Origin of the sequence: Xenorhabdus budapestensis, from assembly GCF_002632465.1 — a bacterium.
Lineage (GTDB): Bacteria > Pseudomonadota > Gammaproteobacteria > Enterobacterales > Enterobacteriaceae > Xenorhabdus > Xenorhabdus budapestensis.
On sequence record NZ_NIBS01000004.1, the window covers coordinates 141805 to 162151 of the forward strand.

Consider the following 20347-nt stretch of genomic DNA (forward strand, 5'->3'; position numbering starts at 1 on the left):
TATATTCATTACCATTGTTTCTTTTTTTATGGAAATAATTTAGTCATAAATTTGATTTAATAGATCGGTATGATTTAAAAGAGTCATTTTAATTTTCATAATAATACAATTTTTTAATTGAGGGTTATAATTATGATTGTAATAAAAACAAGTCTATGTATCTTTTTGTTTTTTATTATATCTATTTTTTTTAACAACTCTTTTGCAATTGATCTGAAAAGTGATAATGTCATTTTTAATGAAGTAGGTTATAAATTTGATAAAAATAAAAACAGAAGTGTTTTATATGCTGATTATAATTTAATTTTTGAGAATAAAAGCAAATATGATGATTTACAAATCAAAGTTACAGATTATCAATGTATGTATAAAACTGGGGATGAAAGTATTAGTTTAAAATCAGGAGATAAATATTATGAAAGTCTCAGAGATAATAATGGATTTTTTAATGGATGTTCAGGAATAGATAAATTTATAACATGGGAAGCTATTTCTTATAAGAACGGAGAGAAATATAAATCATGTTATTTTAGAATGAAAACTTATTTACCTTATTTTGTGTGGCAAACTGTAGTTGAAACAGGTGATATTACCTTTACCGACTTATTACACCCTATTGGCGGGAGTTGCAATCTTGGAATAACTGCAACATGTGATGGTTCAATCTGCTTAAATACAAGCGTTAATAGTAATACAAGTTATAACCCCAGTAATATTGTCATCACTATCAAAGATGATAATACTTGGGAGCCTCCCAGAATTATTTCGCCCTCCTCTAATTCAACAGTTGAAAATAACTATATTACAATTTCAGGAAAAGGGCGTAACCAGGATGGAAATCTTCCTGGTCTTAAGACAAGTTTCAATGCCTATTATTATGAAGTTCAATCTACAGGAGATGACGATAATTGGGAAGGGCAACTCTGGATACAGTGTGGTATTACCGGTACAGTTAGCATCTTTGGGATAAATAATACTGATGTAACTTTTAATGGCCCGCCATGTGGAGCAACTATTACCTCAATGCAGGATGGGCAAACCATCTCTGCCGGGAAATACAATTTATCGGGCCGGGTGAATAGCGATACGGCTGATGATGCAAGGCGTATGCAGGTTCAAATCACGGGTTATAACAGTGATGGGACGATTTATACGCCAACAAAGAGTTATACTCCTAATGTTGATACTGGTACAGGTGAATGGCGTCTGGACGGTTTAGAGGCATTTTGCTCTATTCAATATAAAGCATCTGTATCCGGTTATTCATCAGAATCACAGGCCACTCATCAATCTTTCTTACCAGAAATATCAGGAAAAGAAGAAGTGAAGTATTCTGTGCAAAATTGCCCTCCAGAGATAACTAGTCCTAAGACTAATTCAACCGTAGAAAATAACTATATTACAATTTCAGGAAAAGGGCGTAACCAGGATGGAAATCTTCCTAGTCTTAAGACAAGTTTCAATGCCTATTATTATGAAGTTCAATCTACAGGAGATGGCGATAATTGGGAAGGGCAACTCTGGATGCAGTGTGGTATTACCGGTACAGTTAGCATCTTTGGGATAAATAATACTGATGTAACTTTTAATGGCCCGCCATGTGGAGCAACTATTACCTCAATGCAGGATGGGCAAACCATCTCTGCCGGGAAATACAATTTATCGGGCCGGGTGAATAGCGATACGGCTGATGATGCAAGGCGTATGCAGGTTCAAATCACGGGTTATAACAGTGATGGGACGATTTATACGCCAACAAAGAGTTATACTCCTAATGTTGATACTGGTACAGGTGAATGGCGTCTGGACGGTTTAGAGGCATTTTGCTTTATTCAATATAAAGCATCTGTATCCGGTTATTCATCAGAATCACAGGCCACTCATCAATCTTTCTTACCAGAAAAATCAGGAAAAGAAGAAGTGAAGTATTCTGTGCAAAATTGCCCTGTAAAGATAACCAATCCTAAAAAAGATGAGATGGTTTCTTCAACGACTCAAGATACACAGAATATCCTGATTGAAGGTCAAGCATCTAATGGAAGCACCGTCGATGTATCATATAAATATAATGATTTTGAATCTCCATCATATTCTGTAAGTTCTGATAGTAATAATTGGAGCTATGAAGTTCAGGGAGTGCCTGTAGGTTTTATAACGATAAGTGCAGTTGGTAGAAATACCTCAGATGAACCTATTCAAAATAACAAAGATGAAGTGATAATATTTAGCTCTAAAGTTTTTTCTGTAAAAACTAGAAACGATAGTGTTTTCACTGAATTTTATGGAACATCTATGCCAACTATTGATGTTAATGAAGGATCTTTGATGTCTGATGTCGAAATATCTATTGATGGATTTGAGTGTTCAGAAAATGCTGAATCAGATGAAAACGGCAATTGGACATATGAGTATAAACATTATGCCAAGAGGGGAGAGTATATTTTTAAGTTCAAAGAAAATAGCGATAGCCATCTTTATAAAGGTAGAGATTATAAAAAATTTAAATGCATAGGTAGCGATTTAGGAATGAATTGCATTAATGAAAATTAGTTGTCGAATTATATTTAAGGAGATTGAAATGATGATTATTAGAGTAATATTTATATTGCTACTTTTATTCCATTGTAGTAATTCATTTTCTGATAGTGCACTTAAATCGCTACCTTTAAAGGCTATTGCAGGGGGAGAAGAAAGTTGTAAGGATATTAACAGCGATAAATGCAAGTCTTGGGTCGTTAGTATTTATTATGTTGATCAAAAAAACGAAGAAAAGATGTTATGTACCGGCTCATTGATTGCACCAAACTATGTTCTAACCGCTGCACATTGTGAAGAAGTAAAAGCTAAAAATTATTATGTGATTAGTTCATATGATAAAAGTAAAAAAGTCACTGCATCTACCTATAATTTTATAAAGATGGAAATTCCGGGGGCATTTGGACCGGATCCGCATGATTTAGCGATTTTAAAGCTGGATAAACCGTTAGAGTTGGATGGAAAATATGGCCGCATTCGTCGTTTCTTCAATTATGATGAAGCTTATGAAAAATTAGATAGCAGTTATTATCAATCCTCTATTTATGGGTATGGTTATAGAGGAATTGATGAAACAACAGGCGAGCCGAAAAGGAATAGCGACAATGCTCAGTATTATGCTGATGTTAAAATTGTTTTTCCAGCTTTTGATTATTTTGGCAACCAAGGGCTGATTATAGCAGCAAGTAAAAAGGAAGATTTAAAACCAGGTGTTATACAACATGGGGATTCCGGTGGTCCGATTATTTGGAATGATACAATTATTGGAGTGTCTTCCTTTGGATTTGAGGTAGCTAGTGTAAAACAAAAAACTGATAATAAGCGTGATTATCCTTTTTTTGTCGTTTCGGATGTTACTGGGAAGTATAATAAGCTCGGTTTTATCGATAAATTTTTTCCTGGCAAATGGTTTTCTCAGACAATGAAGCAGATCTGGATTGATACCCCAGATTGGAATGCTCATTTAAGAAAGAGAGATGAAGATATTCTTGTTAAGGGATGGGGAAGACCAAAAAGTGTAATAGAATTAATTTATTCTATTAATGATGGACAAAAAAAATCATTTAAATGTAAAGATGTTGTTGATAATAATGGAGAATGGAAGTGTAACATCCCGAATAATGATTTTTTCACTGAAATTAATAAAGAAGAAGAACATAATGTAATTATTACAGCTAAGGAATCATCTGATAATTTATCAGAAAGTGTATCGTGGAGAGAAGATAGCGTACAAGCAAAAATATCTTCCATTTCAAAAGAGTTTGGTATTGTTTATCCAGCAGATAAATCAACGGTATTTACGAAGGATTTTACGATACGTGGATATGCTGATCCTGGGTCAACAGTTGAACTTACATTGCAATCTACTGTAGGTGGTGATTTCTATACACAAGACGAACTATGCAAGGGAATAACTGATAGTCAGTTAATAGAAACAACAGATTATGGATTTTGGTCATGTACTGTAAATTACTCAGTTATTGAAGAATCTGAAGAGCTTAGTAGTGAAACAGAATGGAAAATAACGGCGATTCAAAAAACTGATAAATTAAATATTTATGATCAAGTTAATATACTGTTTAAACCTAAAGAAATTAAAAGACCAAATATTAAACTAATTAAAGATAACTTATACAGCAAGTACAGTAAAATGTTACCTTTTGATCTGGGACTAGATAATGCCGCAAGTTTTTTTTGTTTTTTTAATCAGTCATATTTAGACTGTAATGATGTTAATGACAAGATGAGTAGAGTTTATATTCCTAATAAGAAAGTAGATGGATTAAATGCCGGGTTACGGCAATTCAGTATTTTCGCAATACAGAAAATTGAGCACGTTGACCCGCTTGATCCAGTCTTATGGAATAGAGCCAGTGAACTAGGAGGGTATTTAAGCCCAACATTTAAGGATAAAAATGATATTAATAATCCGAGAGAGATAGATTCCAAAGATCAACAAAATCAATCATTTTCTGGCTATGGCGGTGATAGGCAGAAATATATTTGGCCAAATGGTGATATAATTTTACCATCAGAATATTCCATAAACATTAAAGAAGAGGATAAAAATATTTTTTCTCCGATAAAATTAGGTGAACATCGGTTATTTTCTTCTATTCCAATATATTCTGGGCAAAACAATCTTCCTGTTTGGGATATTTCTCTTCCATATTATTCATTAAAAGATGGACTTTACTATGTTGAAGTAGCGGATAAATATCATCCATTGGGATTGGAGAAATTTAAAAAATATTGGGCAGGTTCACCTCCTGAAAGAAGTTATTTCCGAATAACAACTCCTGAAATTAAAATTACAACTCCCTCTACAGGTGAGACAAGCACAGTGGGTACTTCAAGTTTTTTATCAGGTAGTTCTAATGTTCCCGGAGATGAAGTTGATGTCAAAAGGCGCAGAATAGATCTTTTTTCACCAAAGTTGGAGGGAGGCAATCAAGGACTTGTTAAAGAGACCTCTATCTGTACAGGTGCTGTGGTTAGTGACAATGGTAACTGGCAGTGCGACAGACCAATCATTTTTTCTAAGGGTACTTATGAACTCACTGCTGAATTAATTAAAGAAGGGAAAGTGGTTGCCACAGATGTTACACGTCTTACTGTTAAAGATAAAAATGATGACGATGACAACCCTGAAGAAAAACTTGAAATCGATAATCCCAAGGATAATTCAACTGTTGATCCGGATAACCCAATCCGTCTTTCTGGTAAGTATGGTGGTTCTGGAGGTAGTGTAGGCGGCGGATTTGGCGGTTTCTTAAGTAGTTTGACCGGAGCAGTTTTTGGCGGTGTTGAATCTTTGGTTGGTTCTGCCCTCAGCAGTGGTCTTGGCTTCTTTTGGGAGTTTACGATCATGCCTGAGGCTATTTCAGGCGGAGATACTTATACCTTAGGGATGCAGGAAACTAAAAATGGGGTACACGTCGGAGATCCTGTCATTTTGCATTTTACTATCCCTATACGTATCACATCTCCTGCCAAGGGAGCGCAATATCGTCTGTACGACGGGATTACCATTGAAGGCCAGGGAAGTCCTGGTCAGCTTGTTCTTGTCGCCGCGACGAAAGAGTTTCTGCCACAAGGAAAGATGACATTACCGATGTCTAATGAGGGAATAATTTGTTTCGTCACGGTTGATTCAACCGGAAAATGGGCTTGTTCTCATCAACCTGCATTGACGGCGATTAATGAAGGGGTATTTTCTCTGTATGCCGCTCAGTATAAAAAAACAAGTTCGACGGAGTTTGGCGGGACTTATGAAAGAACTTCGCAAGTGACGCGCAAATACGAAGTCACCAAAACAAAAATACAGATTACTCACCCTTCTCATGGAGCAAAGATAACGACGCTGCCTTTTACTATTGCAGGTACGGGTGAAAAAGGGGCTGAGGTATATATCAAGGGGTTTGGAGGCACTAAAGATTGTAATACCGCCGTTGACGCATCGGGTAAATGGTCTTGTGGACCTTATCAGCCGGAAGGGGGGAAATATTCTGTTGCAGCAGAGCAGTTTATTGATAACACATTGAACTCAAGTTCATCTGTTTCTTTTGAAGTACAAACCAAAACCATTAAGCCAGTGGTTATCACACAACCACACAACGGCGGCGTGTATCAGCATCTCGAAAACATTCTGCCTAAAGGCACCGGAGAGCCGGGAACGGTAGTGTGTCTGGACAAGAAAGCGTTGTCACAGATCTGTCAGAATGGAGTCACAGTGGATGATAAAGGGCATTGGGAATGGATTGATGGTTTGGATACTTCCGTCAGAGGAGAACAAAAACTGGCAGCTACAGCCTTTTTGGACAAGATAAGGCAATCCACCGCGAAAGTTACATTTGAGATAGTTCCTGCTCCCGGAGAAATCAAGCTAACAGTGAAATCCCCTAAGGAAGCTGAAATCATAAAAACACCTTCATATACCTTTAGTGGTACGATGCCGGGTAATGCAAAAACCGTTACGGTAAAAGCATTTGGCGGTCATGATGATTGCTCTGCGAAACTCAATAAGGAAGATTACACCTGGACATGTGGGCCTTATAGTTCTGTGCCGGGGGATTACGATGTGACAATTGTGGATGATGCAGGCTCTCAGATTATTAGAGGTTTTAAAGTGCGTTATGGGGCTAATTTACAAATGCGTGTGCTTAGGCCTGCGGAAGGGGAACAAATTGCGACTCCGACGTATGCTATCAATGGTAAGGGGCAGGCGGGGGCCCGTATCACAGTTTCTCTTTCCGGTAAGCAAATCTGCGAAGTTGATGTGGATGAAAATCAGAATTGGGTTTGTCCTGACGAAATCGAATCCAAACCGGGAGATTATAGGATTTTGGCACAGCAATGGGTAGATAATGAGCCTCCAGGAAAGCCAGTAACACGTAATTTTGAAGTGATTTACATATCGGATATTACTATTAATCCTACAGCTAAACCGATCTGTACAGCTTCAAGTGCAAGTAAAATTGCAAAATCATCAGAGGAATTTACTCCCATGATGAAAAGTAATGGGACTATTTCTATTCCTATTACAGGAACAGCAACAAAAGGTGCTTATATTTCTTTGAAAGCTACATCTGAAAATGGAGATTCTCGGAACTGTGGCCCTGTACAGGTTTCAAAAACGGATGGTAAATGGAGTTGTAGTCTACATAATGTACAGCCGGGAACATATCAGATAGAAGCCACACAATCTATTACGGTTAATGACCAGCTTCATAAAAAAATGAAAGAAGGTAGTGTTGATGCGTCTGTTTTGAGTATTTCAGTACCGTCAGAAGGGGCTGTTAAAGTTTCATATCATCCTCCAATAGATGTGAAAGTAACGGGAAATGCGCTGCCAAAAATAAAATTTTCATATAACGTTCAGAATGATGGGGATTTTTTTTGTCATAGAACTCTTTTACCTAAAGAGCCCTTTCCACCTAGAGATACTAAAAAAGGAAGTATAGTGGCTGATGATCAGGGATACTGGCATTTTGACGCAAAACTCAGTCAATTTGGAAAGCAAAATATAACGGTTTCTGCACAATTTTGTGGGCAATTCATTCAGGTTGAAAGAAAGTTTTGTTATCGTCCATATATGAGATGAATATTTCATCTTTTGATTTGGATTTATAAGAAATAAAAACAACCAATAATCATGCACTTTCAACCCTATCTTCTATATTATCATTGTCACTTGGTACTTGAATCATAGATAGATAGGGTTTCAATTTTTTTTCCAGTCAATAATGAAATCTATTCAGGAATTAACCCCTTTAATTCCACCTACTGTGTTATTATTCTCGCTTCGTGCTTGATATCACGTGATAGATAGTTTTCTTGTTTCCCCACCCAACAAAACAGGTAAAAAACAATGGCTGAAGCTGCCAGTGAAATGACAAGACGCTATGATCTGCATAGCCATACGACTGCTTCAGATGGCGTTTTATCACCTGAACAGCTCGTGGACAGAGCGATTTCCATGGGCATTGATGTATTAGCAGTCACTGATCATGATACGACGGAAGGTATTTCACCTGCCTTAAACTATATCCAGCAAAATAACTTGCCACTAATGTTAATATCCGGCGTTGAAATTTCGACGTTATGGCAGAATTTGGAAATTCATATCGTTGGCTTAAATATTGATATCAATTCTGTTTCCTTAAGAAAATTTCTGGCTAATCAGGTTGATTTAAGGAAACAGCGTGGCATTGAAATCGGGCGTCGGTTAGCTAAAGCAGGTATTCCCGATGCGTGGGAAGGGGCATCTCGATTAGCTAATGGCGGGCAGGTTACTCGCGGACATTTTGCCCGTTATTTGATTGAAGCGGGAGTTGAGCCGACGATCCAGAAAGTTTTCAAAAAATATCTGGCAAAGGGAAAAATCGGTTATGTTCCGCCCCAATGGTGTACAATCGAGCAGGCTGTTGAAACCATTCACCAAGCGGGAGGGCAGGCTGTCATTGCTCATCCCGGCAGATATGGTTTGTCGATGAAATGGCTAAAACGCTTAATAGCCTGGTTTCAACAACATGGCGGTGATGCAATGGAAGTTGCGCAATGTCAACAAGCACCTAATGAAAGGCAACAACTTGGTCAACTGGCAAGAGAATATGAGCTGAAAGTATCATTAGGATCGGATTTTCACCAACCTTGTTCATGGATAGAACTCGGTCGTAATTTGTGGTTACCCGGTGATGTTGTACCGATATGGCACGACTGGTCACGGCTTGGGGCTGCATAGAACTTAAAGCTGCATAATAGAAGTAGAGGTTATCATTATGAGCCAGTTTTTTTATATCCACCCTGATAATCCCCAAACCCGTCTTATTGAGCAAAGTGTAGAGATGCTGAAAAAGGGTGGAGTTGTTATTTATCCTACTGATTCAGGTTATGCCATTGGTTGTTGCCTTGAGAATAAGGATGCCATGACCCGTATATGTCGTATCCGTCAATTAGGTGGACGGCACAATTTTACTCTGATGTGTCGTGATCTGTCAGAGATCTCAACTTATGCCCATGTGGACAATCAGGCGTTCCGGTTAATCAAGAATAATACTCCCGGCAATTACACCTTTATTTTACAGGCAACAAAAGAAGTACCTCGCCGTTTAATGAACGAGAAACGTAAAACTATTGGGTTGCGAGTTCCCTCTAATCCTATTGCGCTGGCGTTATTGGAAGCAATGCGTGAACCTTTGATGTCATGTAGCCTGATTTTACCGGGCAATGACTTTGCCGAGTCTGATCCGGAAGAGATTAAAGATACTTTGAGTAAACAAGTTGATTTAATCATTCACGGTGGCTATCTTGGGCAGCAACCGACAACGGTAGTGGATTTAACTGGAGATTCACCAGTGGTTCTTCGCGAAGGCGAAGGTGATGTGACGCCTTTTTTATAAGATGAAGTCCCCACTTTTTTATTTTTTTATCATACGACGCCTGTGAAGGCGACAACAGAGGTTGCTCAATGAGCGATAAAACAGAAAAGTTACAAAAAATTCTTGCGCGTTCTGGTCATGGCTCACGCCGTGAAATTGAAGGATATATTCAACAGGGGCGCATTAGTGTTGATGGTAAGATCGCAACGTTGGGTGATCGAATCGAAGTTAAACCCGCCACAAAAATCCGCTTTGACGGACGACTCTTAAATATCAAAGAGTCACAAAAAACAGTTTGTCGTGTTTTGGCTTATTATAAGCCAGAAGGTGAATTGTGCACCCGACACGATCCTGAAGGGCGTTCGACGGTGTTTGACCGCCTGCCGAAAATGCAGGGTGCTCGCTGGATTGCTGTAGGACGTCTGGATATCAATACCTGTGGTCTGTTGTTGTTTACCACAGATGGTGAACTGGCAAACCGTCTGATGCATCCGAGCCGTGAAGTTGAACGTGAATATGCTGTTCGTGTTTTTGGCGAAGTGGACAATGCCAAATTGCGTCAGTTGACACAAGGCGTACAACTGGAAGATGGTTCTGCTTCATTTAAAACTATCTCTTTTAAAGGCGGAGAAGGTATAAACCAATGGTACAACGTCACATTGACAGAAGGACGCAACCGCGAAGTCAGACGCTTGTGGGAAGCGGTTGGGGTACAGGTCAGCCGTTTGATCCGTGTCCGTTACGGTGATATTGACCTGCCGAAAGGTTTACCTCGTGGCGGCTGGACTGAATTAGGGCTGGAGCAGACTAACTATTTGCGTGAGTTGGTTGGCCTGAATGAAGAGACCGTATCTAAAGTTGCGGTTGAACGCGAACAACGCCGTATCAAAGCCAATCAGATCCGTCGTGCAGTAAGGCGACATGCTCAGGTGACTTCCCGCCCAGCCGGAAAACGCCCGGCAAGCAGCTCTCGCCAAAATACAGGAAGAAAAACGACGCTTAAAGGCCGTTAATCTTCTCAGGCCGCTATTTCAGTTGAATAAAGCAGTTGAGTTACTGATCTTTGAAATAGCGGCTTTCATTAGTTTATTAGTCAATCAATATTTTACTAATCAATATATTACCAATCAATGCCCTTCTGCGCTTTAATGCCGGCATCAAATGCATGCTTGATTGGTCGCATCTCTGTAATTGTATCCGCAAATTCACGCAGCTCACGATGACAACCTCGTCCGGTAATAATGACGGACTGGTTGGCAGGGCGCTGTTTGAGGGCTGTAAGAACATCGGTAAGTTCCAGATAACCGTAGTTGACCATATACGTCAGTTCATCAAGCACAACAAGCTGGATTGAAGAGTCGGATAACAGCGTCAGGGCATGTTGCCACACAAACTGGCAAGCTGCGATGTCAGCTTCACGATTTTGTGTTTCCCATGTAAACCCGGTTCCCATAACATGAAATTCAACACCGTGCTGTGCCAATAGATTCTTCTCTCCGTTTTCCCATGTTCCTTTGATGAATTGGATCACGCCAGCACGTTGCCCATGACCAATGGCGCGGGTAACAGTGCCAAATGCAGCAGTTGTTTTCCCTTTGCCATTTCCGGTGAAGATCATGACAATACCTCGTTCCTGTTGTGCTGCTTCAATGCGGGCATCAACTTTTTCTTTCAGACGTTGTTGTCTCTTTTGGTACTGGCTGTTATCTCTTGTCATTATTTGGCTGGCCCTGCCTTACGGCCCGGTTGAGCATCAAAACTAATGCCTGAATCATGCAAACTGTCCTCTCCCATCAGGTAAAGATATACCGGCATAATATCGGCTGGTGTCTTTAATTTCGCCACATTCTCATCAGGAAATGCACTGGCACGCATGGTGGTTCGGGTTCCACCTGGATTAATGCAGTTGACCCGCAGAGGTGTATCCTGGTATTCCTCTGCCAGAACCTGCATTAAACCTTCTGTAGCAAATTTGGAAACAGAATAAGCGCCCCAGCCACTTCTTCCTTCACGCCCCACACTGGAACTGGTAAATACCAAAGAACCATTGGGGGATTTCAGTAACAACGGGATCAAAACCTGAGTCAGCATGAAAGTGGCATTCACATTCACTTGCATAACATTATGCCAAAGTTGAACGGGTTGGTCTGTGATGGGAGCAACAACCCCCAACAAACCAGCGTTATGTAACATGCCATCCAGACGGGGATAACGTTGTGCCAGTTCATCGGCAAAGGTCTGGCACTCTTCAGCAGTCACAGTTAAAAGATCCATTGTATAAACAGTAGCAGGTAAACCGCCTTCATATTCGATCTGCTGTTTAACTGCTTCCAGTTTTGCAGTTGTGCGCCCAAGCAAAATAACCTGTGCGCCGTGGCGGGCATAAGTTAATGCCGCTTCACGACCAATACCATCACCAGCACCAGTAACTAAAATGATTTTCTGTTGCAGCAGGTCATTATTGGGTTGGTAATCTAACATCTGACTATTTTCCATAAACTGTTTTAAATCTGAAGGTGACATATACAATTTATTATCAGAACAAAACTTAGTGCTCTCGTCAAATTGACAAAAGAATGTATGCCCTTTATCTGTATGTGCTTGTATGAGCGATGCTAATGAATGGTTTTGATGGAATAACTTTGATAGAACGGAATAGCTTTGATGAAATCGAGAAAAGTAAACTGTTAGAGCGCTATCTCAGGTTTTTAGTTAAAATGAAGCGTATTGTTCATCATAAATGAAGAAAGGTGGATCTGTGGAGTATTTTTCTCTATATGGACTGTTCTTGGCCAAAGTAGTGACTATAGTCTTGGCAGTCGTCATTTTGGCAGTATTTTGTATTGGAGTAGGTGTGCGTAAGACGATGCATAAAGGAGAATTACGGCTGACCAATCTTGGTGAGTCATATAAGGAAAAGCAGCGTCAGATGCAGCAGGCTCGAATGAGTGAAGCAGAGCAAAAAATCTGGCAGAAGGAGCTAAAAAAACAGCAGAAAGATGAGGCTAAACAGAAAAAGGCCACGGCCAAAGCTGGTCAGAAAGGTTCACCGAAACCTAGCCTTTATGTTGTTGATTTCAAAGGTAGCATGGATGCCCACGAGGTGGATTCTCTGCGTGAAGAGATTAGTGCTATCCTGGCTGTGGCTGACAGCAAAGATGAAGTTTTAGTGCGTTTAGAAAGCCCCGGTGGGATGGTACATGGTTATGGGCTTGCCGCATCTCAGTTAGCTCGCCTGAAACAAAAAGGTATACGTCTGACAATCGCTGTAGATAAGGTTGCGGCAAGTGGTGGTTATATGATGGCTTGTGTGGCTGATCGTATTATTTCTGCACCTTTTGCTATCATCGGTTCAATTGGCGTAGTGGCACAGCTGCCAAATATCCATCGGTTGCTCAAGAAAAATGATATTGATATCGAACTTCATACTGCCGGGGAGTATAAGCGTACTTTGACTTTTTTAGGCGAAAATACAGAGCAGGGACGGCAGAAGTTTCAGGAAGATCTGAATGAAACTCATAAATTATTTAAATCATTTATTCATCAATATCGTCCTGCTTTGGATGTAGAAAAAGTTGCAACTGGTGAATATTGGTATGGTACACAGGCAAAAGAGCATGGTCTGATTGATGAAATCGGTGTTAGTGATGATTTTTTGATTGCACAAATTGAACACTGTGAAGTTATTGGTGTTAATTATTCTCGCCGTAAACGTGTGGTGGAGCGTTTCATGGGAAGTGCAATGGAAAATGTTGATAAATTGTTTATGCGCTGGTGGCAAAGAGGCCAAAAACCGCTGCTTTGACAGTGAATTGACAGTAAAAACATGCAGTAAGCGTTAACAGATATGGCGGATAATATGATGGTTTATGCTTCTATTATCCGCATTATTTTTCATAAAATCAGTGCAAGACTTTTTTGTACCACACTTACTTAGCCGGGATTGTTTCAGTTTTCATCTATTGTGCTTCTCAAAAAAATAAGTTGTTGCGCATCGTTTTTTATCAGGTAGAGTGTGGGATTTTTGTCACGCAGATGGAAGATTTTGTTTACAACGGTTAAACCATACAATTGCATGGTATGCGTTTATGTATAAAATATCTCATATATTTCAAAGGGTTTGGCGGTGAAGTTAAAGTCAAAGATAAAAATTAGTTGATATCTTGTGAATCTATCGCAATATAAAAAGAGATCTATTTTATATACCGCACGCAATATAACTCCGTAATTTTCGCCATCTGAAAAGAAGATAATTAGGTAAAGGTAACTATGGGTAAAGCTCTTGTTATAGTGGAGTCCCCGGCAAAAGCCAAAACAATCAATAAATATCTGGGGAATGACTACGTTGTGAAATCCAGTGTAGGCCATATCCGTGATTTGCCGACCAGTGGTGCGGCAAGTCAAAAGAGTTCGAGCTCATCTACCGATAAGAATAAAAAGAAAACCAAAAAAGATGAGAAAACAGCACTGATTAGCCGAATGGGAGTCGATCCCTATCATGGTTGGGTAGCGAATTATCAAATTTTGCCCGGCAAAGAAAAAGTGGTGGCAGAGCTGAAAACGCTGGCTGAAAAAGCAGCGCATATCTATCTTGCAACGGACCTTGACCGCGAAGGAGAAGCTATTGCATGGCACTTGCGGGAAGTGATCGGCGGGGATGATAAGCGTTTCAGTCGCGTTGTATTTAATGAGATTACAAAGAATGCGATCACTCAGGCTTTTGATAAACCGGGTGACTTGAACCTTGATCGTGTTAACGCACAACAGGCACGTCGCTTTATGGATCGTGTAGTTGGTTACATGGTTTCACCACTACTATGGAAAAAAGTTGCCAGGGGGTTGTCTGCCGGGCGGGTTCAATCCGTAGCGGTTCGGCTTGTTGTTGAACGGGAACGCGAAATCAAAGCATTTGTTCCTGAAGAATACTGGCAGATATATGCGGATTTAATGGCTAAAGGGGACGTTGAGCTCCATATGGAAGTTACCCATCAAGAGGGGAAACCATTCAAGCCAGTTAATGCGGAGCAGGCACAAGCGGCGGTGTCTCTGCTTGAAAAAGCCAGATATAAAGTCATCGATCGCGAAGACCGCCCAACCTCAAGTAAGCCGAGTGCACCATTTATTACTTCTACCTTGCAACAGGCTGCCAGCACCAGACTTGGTTTTGGTGTTAAGAAAACCATGACAATGGCGCAAAAGTTATATGAAGCAGGTCACATTACTTATATGCGTACTGACTCAACTAACTTAAGTCAGGATGCTTTGGGTATGGTTCGAGGTTACATTCGTGACAACTTTGGTGACAAATACCTGCCTAAAGAGGCTAATGTCTATAGCAGCAAAGAGAATTCGCAAGAAGCTCATGAAGCTATCCGGCCTTCTAATGTTGATGTCATGGCTGAAGAGCTGAAAGACATGGAAGCGGATGCCCAGAAACTGTATCAGCTTATCTGGCGTCAGTTTATTGCCTGTCAGATGACACCTGCGAAATACGATTCTACTACGCTGACAGTTCAGGCGGGTGATTTCGAATTGCGGGCAAAAGGCCGTACTTTACGTTTTGATGGCTGGACAAAAGTCATGCCGGCGTTACGTAAAGGGGACGATGATCGTACTTTGCCTGTTGTGGAAACAGGTACTGATCTTGATTTACAAAAGTTGCTGCCAAGTCAGCACTTCACTAAACCACCAGCGCGTTTCAGTGAAGCCTCTCTGGTCAAAGAATTAGAAAAGCGTGGCATTGGCCGCCCATCAACTTATGCATCAATTATTTCCACTATCCAAGATCGTGGTTATGTGCGGGTTGAAAACCGTCGCTTTTATGCGGAAAAAATGGGTGAAATTGTCAATGATCGTTTGGGAGAGAATTTCAACGAATTGATGAACTATGATTTTACGGCAAGAATGGAAGATCAACTTGACCACGTTGCGAATGATCAAGCTGATTGGAAAGGAGTGCTGGATGAGTTTTTCATCAATTTCAGTCAGCAATTAGACGTTGCCAGCAAAGACCCAGAAGAGGGCGGAATGCGCCCGAATCCAATGGTTATCACCTCTATTGAGTGTCCGACCTGTAACCGTCCAATGGGGATTCGCACGGCAACTACAGGCGTATTTCTTGGCTGTTCAGGTTACGCGCTGTCACCAAAAGAGCGTTGCAAACAAACCATTAACTTGATCCCGGAAAATGAAATACTGAATATTCTTGAAGGGGATGATGCGGAAACTAATGCGCTGCGTGCCCGTCGTCGTTGTAGCAAATGTGGGACGGCGATGGATAGCTATCTAATTGATACCCAGCGTAAATTGCATGTTTGTGGTAATAACCCTGCGTGTGATGGTTATGAAGTAGAAAACGGAGAATTCCGTATCAAAGGTTATGATGGGCCTATTGTTGAATGTGATAAATGTGGCTCAGAAATGCACCTGAAAATGGGACGTTTCGGTAAATATATGGGATGTACAAACGAAGAGTGTAAAAATACCCGTAAGATCCTTCGTAGCGGGGAAGTTGCACCACCGAAAGAAGATCCCATTCCTTTACCTGAATTGCCATGTGAAAAATCTGATGCCTATTTTGTCCTGCGTGACGGTGCCGCTGGTGTGTTTTTAGCTGCCAGTACATTCCCGAAATCACGTGAAACACGCGCACCTTTAGTTGAAGAACTTGTGAGGTTTAAGGAGCGTCTGCCGGAGAAACTGTGTTATCTGGCGGAAGCGCCTGTGGCCGATCCTGAAGGTAATAAGACTGTTATGCGTTTTAGTCGTAAGACAAAACAACAATATGTTTCTTCAGAGAAGAATGGCAAAGCGACCGGATGGACAGCATTTTTTGTTGATGGTGCCTGGATAGTTAAAGAGAAATAATGATTTTGATGTTGGATTGTCAGTCAGTATATTGAAATATAATCAGATAGATATTTCTTTTTTTACTTAAAGTATAACTTTTATTTCTGAAAAGCCAGTTGTCAGGACTGGCTTTTTTTGTTTTCATTTAGAATGAAAGCATAATATTTCAGTAATGTGTGCTTAATAATCGTTATCGACCCTAATTATTTGTTATATATATATACAGCAAGTGATATAGTAGTTATATGCCTATAAGAATATATTCTATATGGTTATAAGTGAATAACTATTAGCAATATAGAGCTGATTTAAACTACAAAAACATTCGTACATAACACTACTTAGGGACAGTGCTGATATGAAATTGCAGCAATTACGTTACATTGTAGAAGTGGTTAACCACAACCTGAATGTATCTTCTACGGCGGAAGGGTTGTATACCTCTCAACCAGGGATCAGCAAACAGGTAAGGATGCTTGAAGATGAGTTGGGTATCCAAATATTTGCGCGTAGTGGAAAACATCTGACACACGTTACGCCGGCTGGTGAAGAAATTGTCCGTATTTCCCGTGAAGTCCTGTCGAAAATTGACTCGATTCGCTCCGTTGCCAGTGAGCATACCTATCCGGATCGTGGTTCTCTATATATTGCCACCACACATACACAAGCAAGGTATGCTTTACCTCCCATTATTAAAGGTTTTATTAAACGTTATCCTAATGTGTCCCTTCACATGCATCAGGGTTCTCCAACCCAAATTGCAGAGGAAGTCTGTAAAGGGAATAGTGATTTTGCAATAGCAACTGAAGCGCTTCACCTTTATAGCGATCTCATCATGCTACCTTGTTATCACTGGAATCGTTCTGTGGTAGTCACTAAAGATCATCCACTGGCAGAAAGGCAAAATGTAACCATTGAGGAGCTGGCAGAGTATCCGATTGTGACATACACCTTTGGTTTTACGGGGCGCTCCGAGTTGGATGTCGCTTTTGATCGTGCTGGTCTTAAACCTAAAATTGTATTTACTGCGACAGATGCGGATGTCATTAAGACATATGTTCGTTTAGGGCTGGGAGTCGGGGTTATTGCCAGTATGGCAGTAGAACCCATTCAGGAGAGTGACTTGGTGCGAATTGATATGCGTGATAAGTTCAGTTACAGCACAACTAAGATTGGTTTTCGTCGCAGCAGTTTTTTGCGTAGTTACATGTATGATTTTATCTGGCGTTTCGCTCCACACTTAACCCGTGATGTTGTGGATAGAGCTATTGCATTGCGGTCTAATGAAGAAATTGAAGAAATGTTCAAGGATATTGAACTACCGATTGTATAAAAAAGTAAAAAGAGCTAATAAGAACCGAGGAAAATAGCAAGAGTTATTTTCCTCGGTTTTTGTCGTTTGTGAATAGCGTCTTTATCTTCTGGATCCTCTGCGATGTTTAGCTCCTCTGGAACTTCTGTTTCCTGCTTGTGAAGGTGCTGATGAACCTTGGCCAAAGCCTAATGAATCATAACTGGGAGGCGCATCATAGCTAGGTGGTGCTTCATAGGAAGGTGCTGAGGAATAGGTGGGTGGTGCTTCATAAGGAGGAGGGTTATGTTCGGATACTGTACTAGATGGAGGCTGAAAACCTCTTCTGTGCAGATTTCTGGTTCTTGGCTGTGTGAGTGGTTGTTGTAAGTTCGATGGCCCTGGAATATTCCCACTCATGTAGTGTTCATAATATTCTTGTGATGGAAGAGGCGTGGACGAGGAAGATTGTTGTAATTGTGACGAAAGAAAAATGTTGTATGAAGATTTAAATTTTTCTAATGCTTCATGTTTATTAGAGCAATATGATAGATGAGGTACAATAGAAAGCATGTATGTACTTAGATTTATATTATAGGGATGACCACTCCACAATATATACCTTCCAGGACTATTTTGTGTGAACCCCATACTTGCCAATAGGTTATGTATAATATCGTCTGATATTTGTGGTTCATTCGGGATACGTAATTGACTGAAATCATTATATCTTATGTGTAATGATTTTATTCCATCGGAGCTTCTTGTATATTCCCTAATAAGTCGGTTCTTATGTAACTGCTCGAAATACTTGGCTAAATAAATCATATATCTCTCCGTAAAAATGCAAAACAATTACTATGATAAATAGTTATCCAACTATTATCACCAAATAACAAGCAAATTTTGCTAATGTATACTTGTTGTTTAGTTTCATATGGCATGTTGTTTTCATTCTGAAATATTATTATTTCTGGAGAGATATTTTTTAATAGGTAATAATAATTTAAGCTAGATTCGTATACTTAACTTATTCAAAATAATACGAAAAGTGGCTTATGATTCTCCTGTGCCGATACTACGCACTTTCATATAATTAGCGAGTTCTTTGTTATCTTCTGTTTTATTTGCCTGTAAGGTAGTAAAGACACCTTTTTGATCGCCTTGATTTTTATGCTGTCCTAATTTCTCCTTAGCGTGTATTTCATTAATGATAATTTTGAATCCGATAATAGCCTGTTGTTGTTTACTAAGGTACTCTTCTGGCATTAATTCGGTATTTTTCATCAACCCAGGCTCATATTTGTTGACTAATTCTTCTAAAGCCAATTTGGTTTCTTCACAGTTTAAAAATTTTGTGACACCGTAACAATGAACAGCCGTGTAATTCCAGGTTGGAACGGCATGAGTGGATTCATACCACGTAGGGGATATATAGGAGTGTGGGCCAGTAAAAACAACTAAAACGTTTTGATTTTCCAGCTCTTTCCAGTGCGGGTTAGCTTTGGCAATATGGCCGTATAAAACACCTCTTTCTCCTTCATGAGGATTAAATATAAATGGAAGATGTGTTCCGGTTAAAGAGGGAGAAACTAATAATCCAAAGCTATAAGTAGAAATAAATTTAGTGATATCTTCTTGGTTTTTCATTTTCATTTTATGAGGTATATACATGTTTGTGACTCCGATATAGATTTGTTCAAGTGGCTTAAGAATAGCGCTGACAAATTGGTATGTTAATTGCCTGGATTATGTATTCAAGCTAAATTTAAAATTCGCCATTAAAAAAATTATCTGATCTTTCTATCGAGGATTGTTTATTTTTAAGGATAAATCGTTCAAAGGCAGTTTTTATCTCAGGATCTTCTAATGCTTGATAATCAAATAATGATACGCAGCAAGAGTAGATAAATTCAACATTAATAGTTTCATTAGAAGCACAATTTGATGTGACTTCTGAATTACTTCTATCAAAATCCAGTTTGTAGAGTTTCATTTTGGGAATATATATCACTTGATCTTCGCTCCCAACAGCTTCAATGACACTTGCTAATGTGAGAGTGGAATAGTGATCGCTATTTTTTTTCAATCCAAGTCTGATGGCATCTCCTTGTTTTTGCAGGAACTGAGAAAAGCTTTTCATACTTGGGGACTGTGTATTCACAACGATATCCATAATGAGCTGTAGTAAATTTGTTGCTATAGAAAATCCTTTCATAACGTGATGGTATGTCTGTTCTTCAATATTTCGGATGCTCACTAAGGGTAGTTTGCCCATAACATCACCCCAAAATTGCACATCTGTTCTGTATTGCCGTCCACGAGTATTGGAATATTTGATGATATAATCAGTAGCAATGGAAGAAAGTGCTATCTGGATTTTCTTTATTTCATTCAGTTTCTTCATAATAGTGGATTTATCACTGAGTTGTGAAGTAATGACAAACTGAACCAGGCCATCGGTATCACTGAATCGATGATCAGACAAGGTGAAATGGTCTTCAATATCATAGAAGAAAAATTGTTCGGCTTGCTTGATCTGATCTAAATATTCTTCACGTTTTGTGATAATTTCTTTATCCATAGTTCACCTCCAATCATTAATAAGAAATAATTATTTTTAGGATATATTCAGAGCACTGAATATCCGTTCCGCTCGTTAATAAAACACATCCATTTTGCGGTTGTCATCACTAAAATTTATCAATAAATGAGGATTTACAGAGTGTTAGTAAAATGTGTGATAGCTGGACAACAATTATTCACGAATATGTTATGTTTAATGGTGTCG

Annotated in this window: 13 protein-coding genes; 8 read left to right on the top strand and 5 right to left on the bottom strand. The window is 39.6% G+C overall.

From position 1 onward, the window contains the following. Positions 1-132: 132 nt before the first annotated feature. The 5 genes from Xbud_RS06205 to rluB all read left to right on the top strand — a co-directional run bounded on the left by Xbud_RS06205 (position 133) and on the right by rluB (position 10429). Positions 133-2550 (top strand): hypothetical protein, encoded by a 2418-nt coding sequence (locus Xbud_RS06205; RefSeq protein ID WP_099135243.1) that lies wholly within the window; start codon positions 133-135, stop codon positions 2548-2550. A gap of 28 nt (positions 2551-2578) precedes the next feature. Beyond that, positions 2579-7639: a trypsin-like serine protease gene (locus Xbud_RS06210; RefSeq protein WP_099135244.1), complete on the top strand. Its 5061-nt coding sequence runs from the start codon at positions 2579-2581 to the stop codon at positions 7637-7639. 267 nt (positions 7640-7906) lie between these two features. Beyond that, a complete protein-coding gene (rnm, locus tag Xbud_RS06215; RefSeq protein ID WP_099135245.1) occupies positions 7907-8779 on the top strand; it encodes an RNase RNM in 873 nt (290 codons plus the stop codon). Positions 8780-8816: 37 nt separating this feature from the next. After that, a complete protein-coding gene (locus Xbud_RS06220; RefSeq protein ID WP_099135246.1) occupies positions 8817-9437 on the top strand; it encodes an L-threonylcarbamoyladenylate synthase in 621 nt (206 codons plus the stop codon). Between the two features lie 68 nt (positions 9438-9505). Continuing rightward, positions 9506-10429: a 23S rRNA pseudouridine(2605) synthase RluB gene (rluB, locus tag Xbud_RS06225; RefSeq protein WP_099135247.1), complete on the top strand. Its 924-nt coding sequence runs from the start codon at positions 9506-9508 to the stop codon at positions 10427-10429. Between the two features lie 107 nt (positions 10430-10536). Here rluB and cobO read toward each other — a convergent pair whose 3' ends face one another. Both cobO and Xbud_RS06235 read right to left on the bottom strand, forming a co-directional pair. After that, positions 10537-11133 (bottom strand): cob(I)yrinic acid a,c-diamide adenosyltransferase, encoded by a 597-nt coding sequence (cobO, locus tag Xbud_RS06230; protein WP_099135248.1) that lies wholly within the window; start codon positions 11131-11133, stop codon positions 10537-10539. Next, entirely contained in the window at positions 11133-11897 is a 765-nt protein-coding gene (locus Xbud_RS06235) for a YciK family oxidoreductase (protein WP_099135249.1), read from the bottom strand. The genes cobO and Xbud_RS06235 overlap by 1 nt, the downstream gene beginning before the upstream one ends. 277 nt (positions 11898-12174) lie before the next feature. On the opposite strand from Xbud_RS06235, the gene sohB reads away from it, so the two are divergent. The 3 genes from sohB to cysB all read left to right on the top strand — a co-directional run bounded on the left by sohB (position 12175) and on the right by cysB (position 17598). After that, positions 12175-13221 carry a protease SohB gene (gene sohB / locus Xbud_RS06240; RefSeq protein WP_099135330.1) on the top strand — a complete coding sequence of 349 codons (1047 nt, stop codon included), beginning with the start codon at positions 12175-12177 and terminating at the stop codon, positions 13219-13221. A gap of 464 nt (positions 13222-13685) precedes the next feature. Continuing rightward, positions 13686-16283, top strand: a complete 2598-nt coding sequence (topA, locus tag Xbud_RS06245; RefSeq protein ID WP_099135250.1) for a type I DNA topoisomerase — start codon at positions 13686-13688, stop codon at positions 16281-16283. 340 nt (positions 16284-16623) lie between these two features. After that, positions 16624-17598, top strand: coding sequence for an HTH-type transcriptional regulator CysB (gene cysB / locus Xbud_RS06250; protein WP_099135251.1), 975 nt, complete (start codon positions 16624-16626; stop codon positions 17596-17598). Between the two features lie 81 nt (positions 17599-17679). On the opposite strand, the gene Xbud_RS19545 is transcribed toward cysB, so the two are convergent. From Xbud_RS19545 to Xbud_RS06260, 3 genes are all read right to left on the bottom strand, one after another. Next, positions 17680-18384 (bottom strand): hypothetical protein, encoded by a 705-nt coding sequence (locus tag Xbud_RS19545; RefSeq protein WP_145956615.1) that lies wholly within the window; start codon positions 18382-18384, stop codon positions 17680-17682. A gap of 228 nt (positions 18385-18612) precedes the next feature. Next, positions 18613-19230, bottom strand: coding sequence for an FMN-binding negative transcriptional regulator (locus Xbud_RS06255; RefSeq protein WP_099135252.1), 618 nt, complete (start codon positions 19228-19230; stop codon positions 18613-18615). A gap of 94 nt (positions 19231-19324) precedes the next feature. Continuing rightward, complete coding sequence (locus tag Xbud_RS06260; RefSeq protein WP_099135253.1) at positions 19325-20140, bottom strand: hypothetical protein; 816 nt, start codon at positions 20138-20140, stop codon at positions 19325-19327. Between the last annotated feature and the right edge of the window lie 207 nt (positions 20141-20347).

Bases quoted from the DNA above. Each gene is read 5' to 3' on its own strand.
- topA (WP_099135250.1), top strand. From the start codon at position 13,686: ATGGGTAAAGCTCTTGTTATAGTGGAGTCCCCGGCAAAAGCCAAAACA.
- rnm (WP_099135245.1), top strand. From the start codon at position 7,907: ATGGCTGAAGCTGCCAGTGAAATGACAAGACGCTATGATCTGCATAGC.
- Xbud_RS06220 (WP_099135246.1), top strand. From the start codon at position 8,817: ATGAGCCAGTTTTTTTATATCCACCCTGATAATCCCCAAACCCGTCTT.
- Xbud_RS06205 (WP_099135243.1), top strand. From the start codon at position 133: ATGATTGTAATAAAAACAAGTCTATGTATCTTTTTGTTTTTTATTATA.
- cysB (WP_099135251.1), top strand. From the start codon at position 16,624: ATGAAATTGCAGCAATTACGTTACATTGTAGAAGTGGTTAACCACAAC.
- cobO (WP_099135248.1), bottom strand. From the start codon at position 11,133: ATGACAAGAGATAACAGCCAGTACCAAAAGAGACAACAACGTCTGAAA.
- Xbud_RS06260 (WP_099135253.1), bottom strand. From the start codon at position 20,140: ATGGATAAAGAAATTATCACAAAACGTGAAGAATATTTAGATCAGATC.
- Xbud_RS06255 (WP_099135252.1), bottom strand. From the start codon at position 19,230: ATGTATATACCTCATAAAATGAAAATGAAAAACCAAGAAGATATCACT.
- Xbud_RS06210 (WP_099135244.1), top strand. From the start codon at position 2,579: ATGATGATTATTAGAGTAATATTTATATTGCTACTTTTATTCCATTGT.
- Xbud_RS06235 (WP_099135249.1), bottom strand. From the start codon at position 11,897: ATGTTAGATTACCAACCCAATAATGACCTGCTGCAACAGAAAATCATT.
- Xbud_RS19545 (WP_145956615.1), bottom strand. From the start codon at position 18,384: ATGATTTATTTAGCCAAGTATTTCGAGCAGTTACATAAGAACCGACTT.
- rluB (WP_099135247.1), top strand. From the start codon at position 9,506: ATGAGCGATAAAACAGAAAAGTTACAAAAAATTCTTGCGCGTTCTGGT.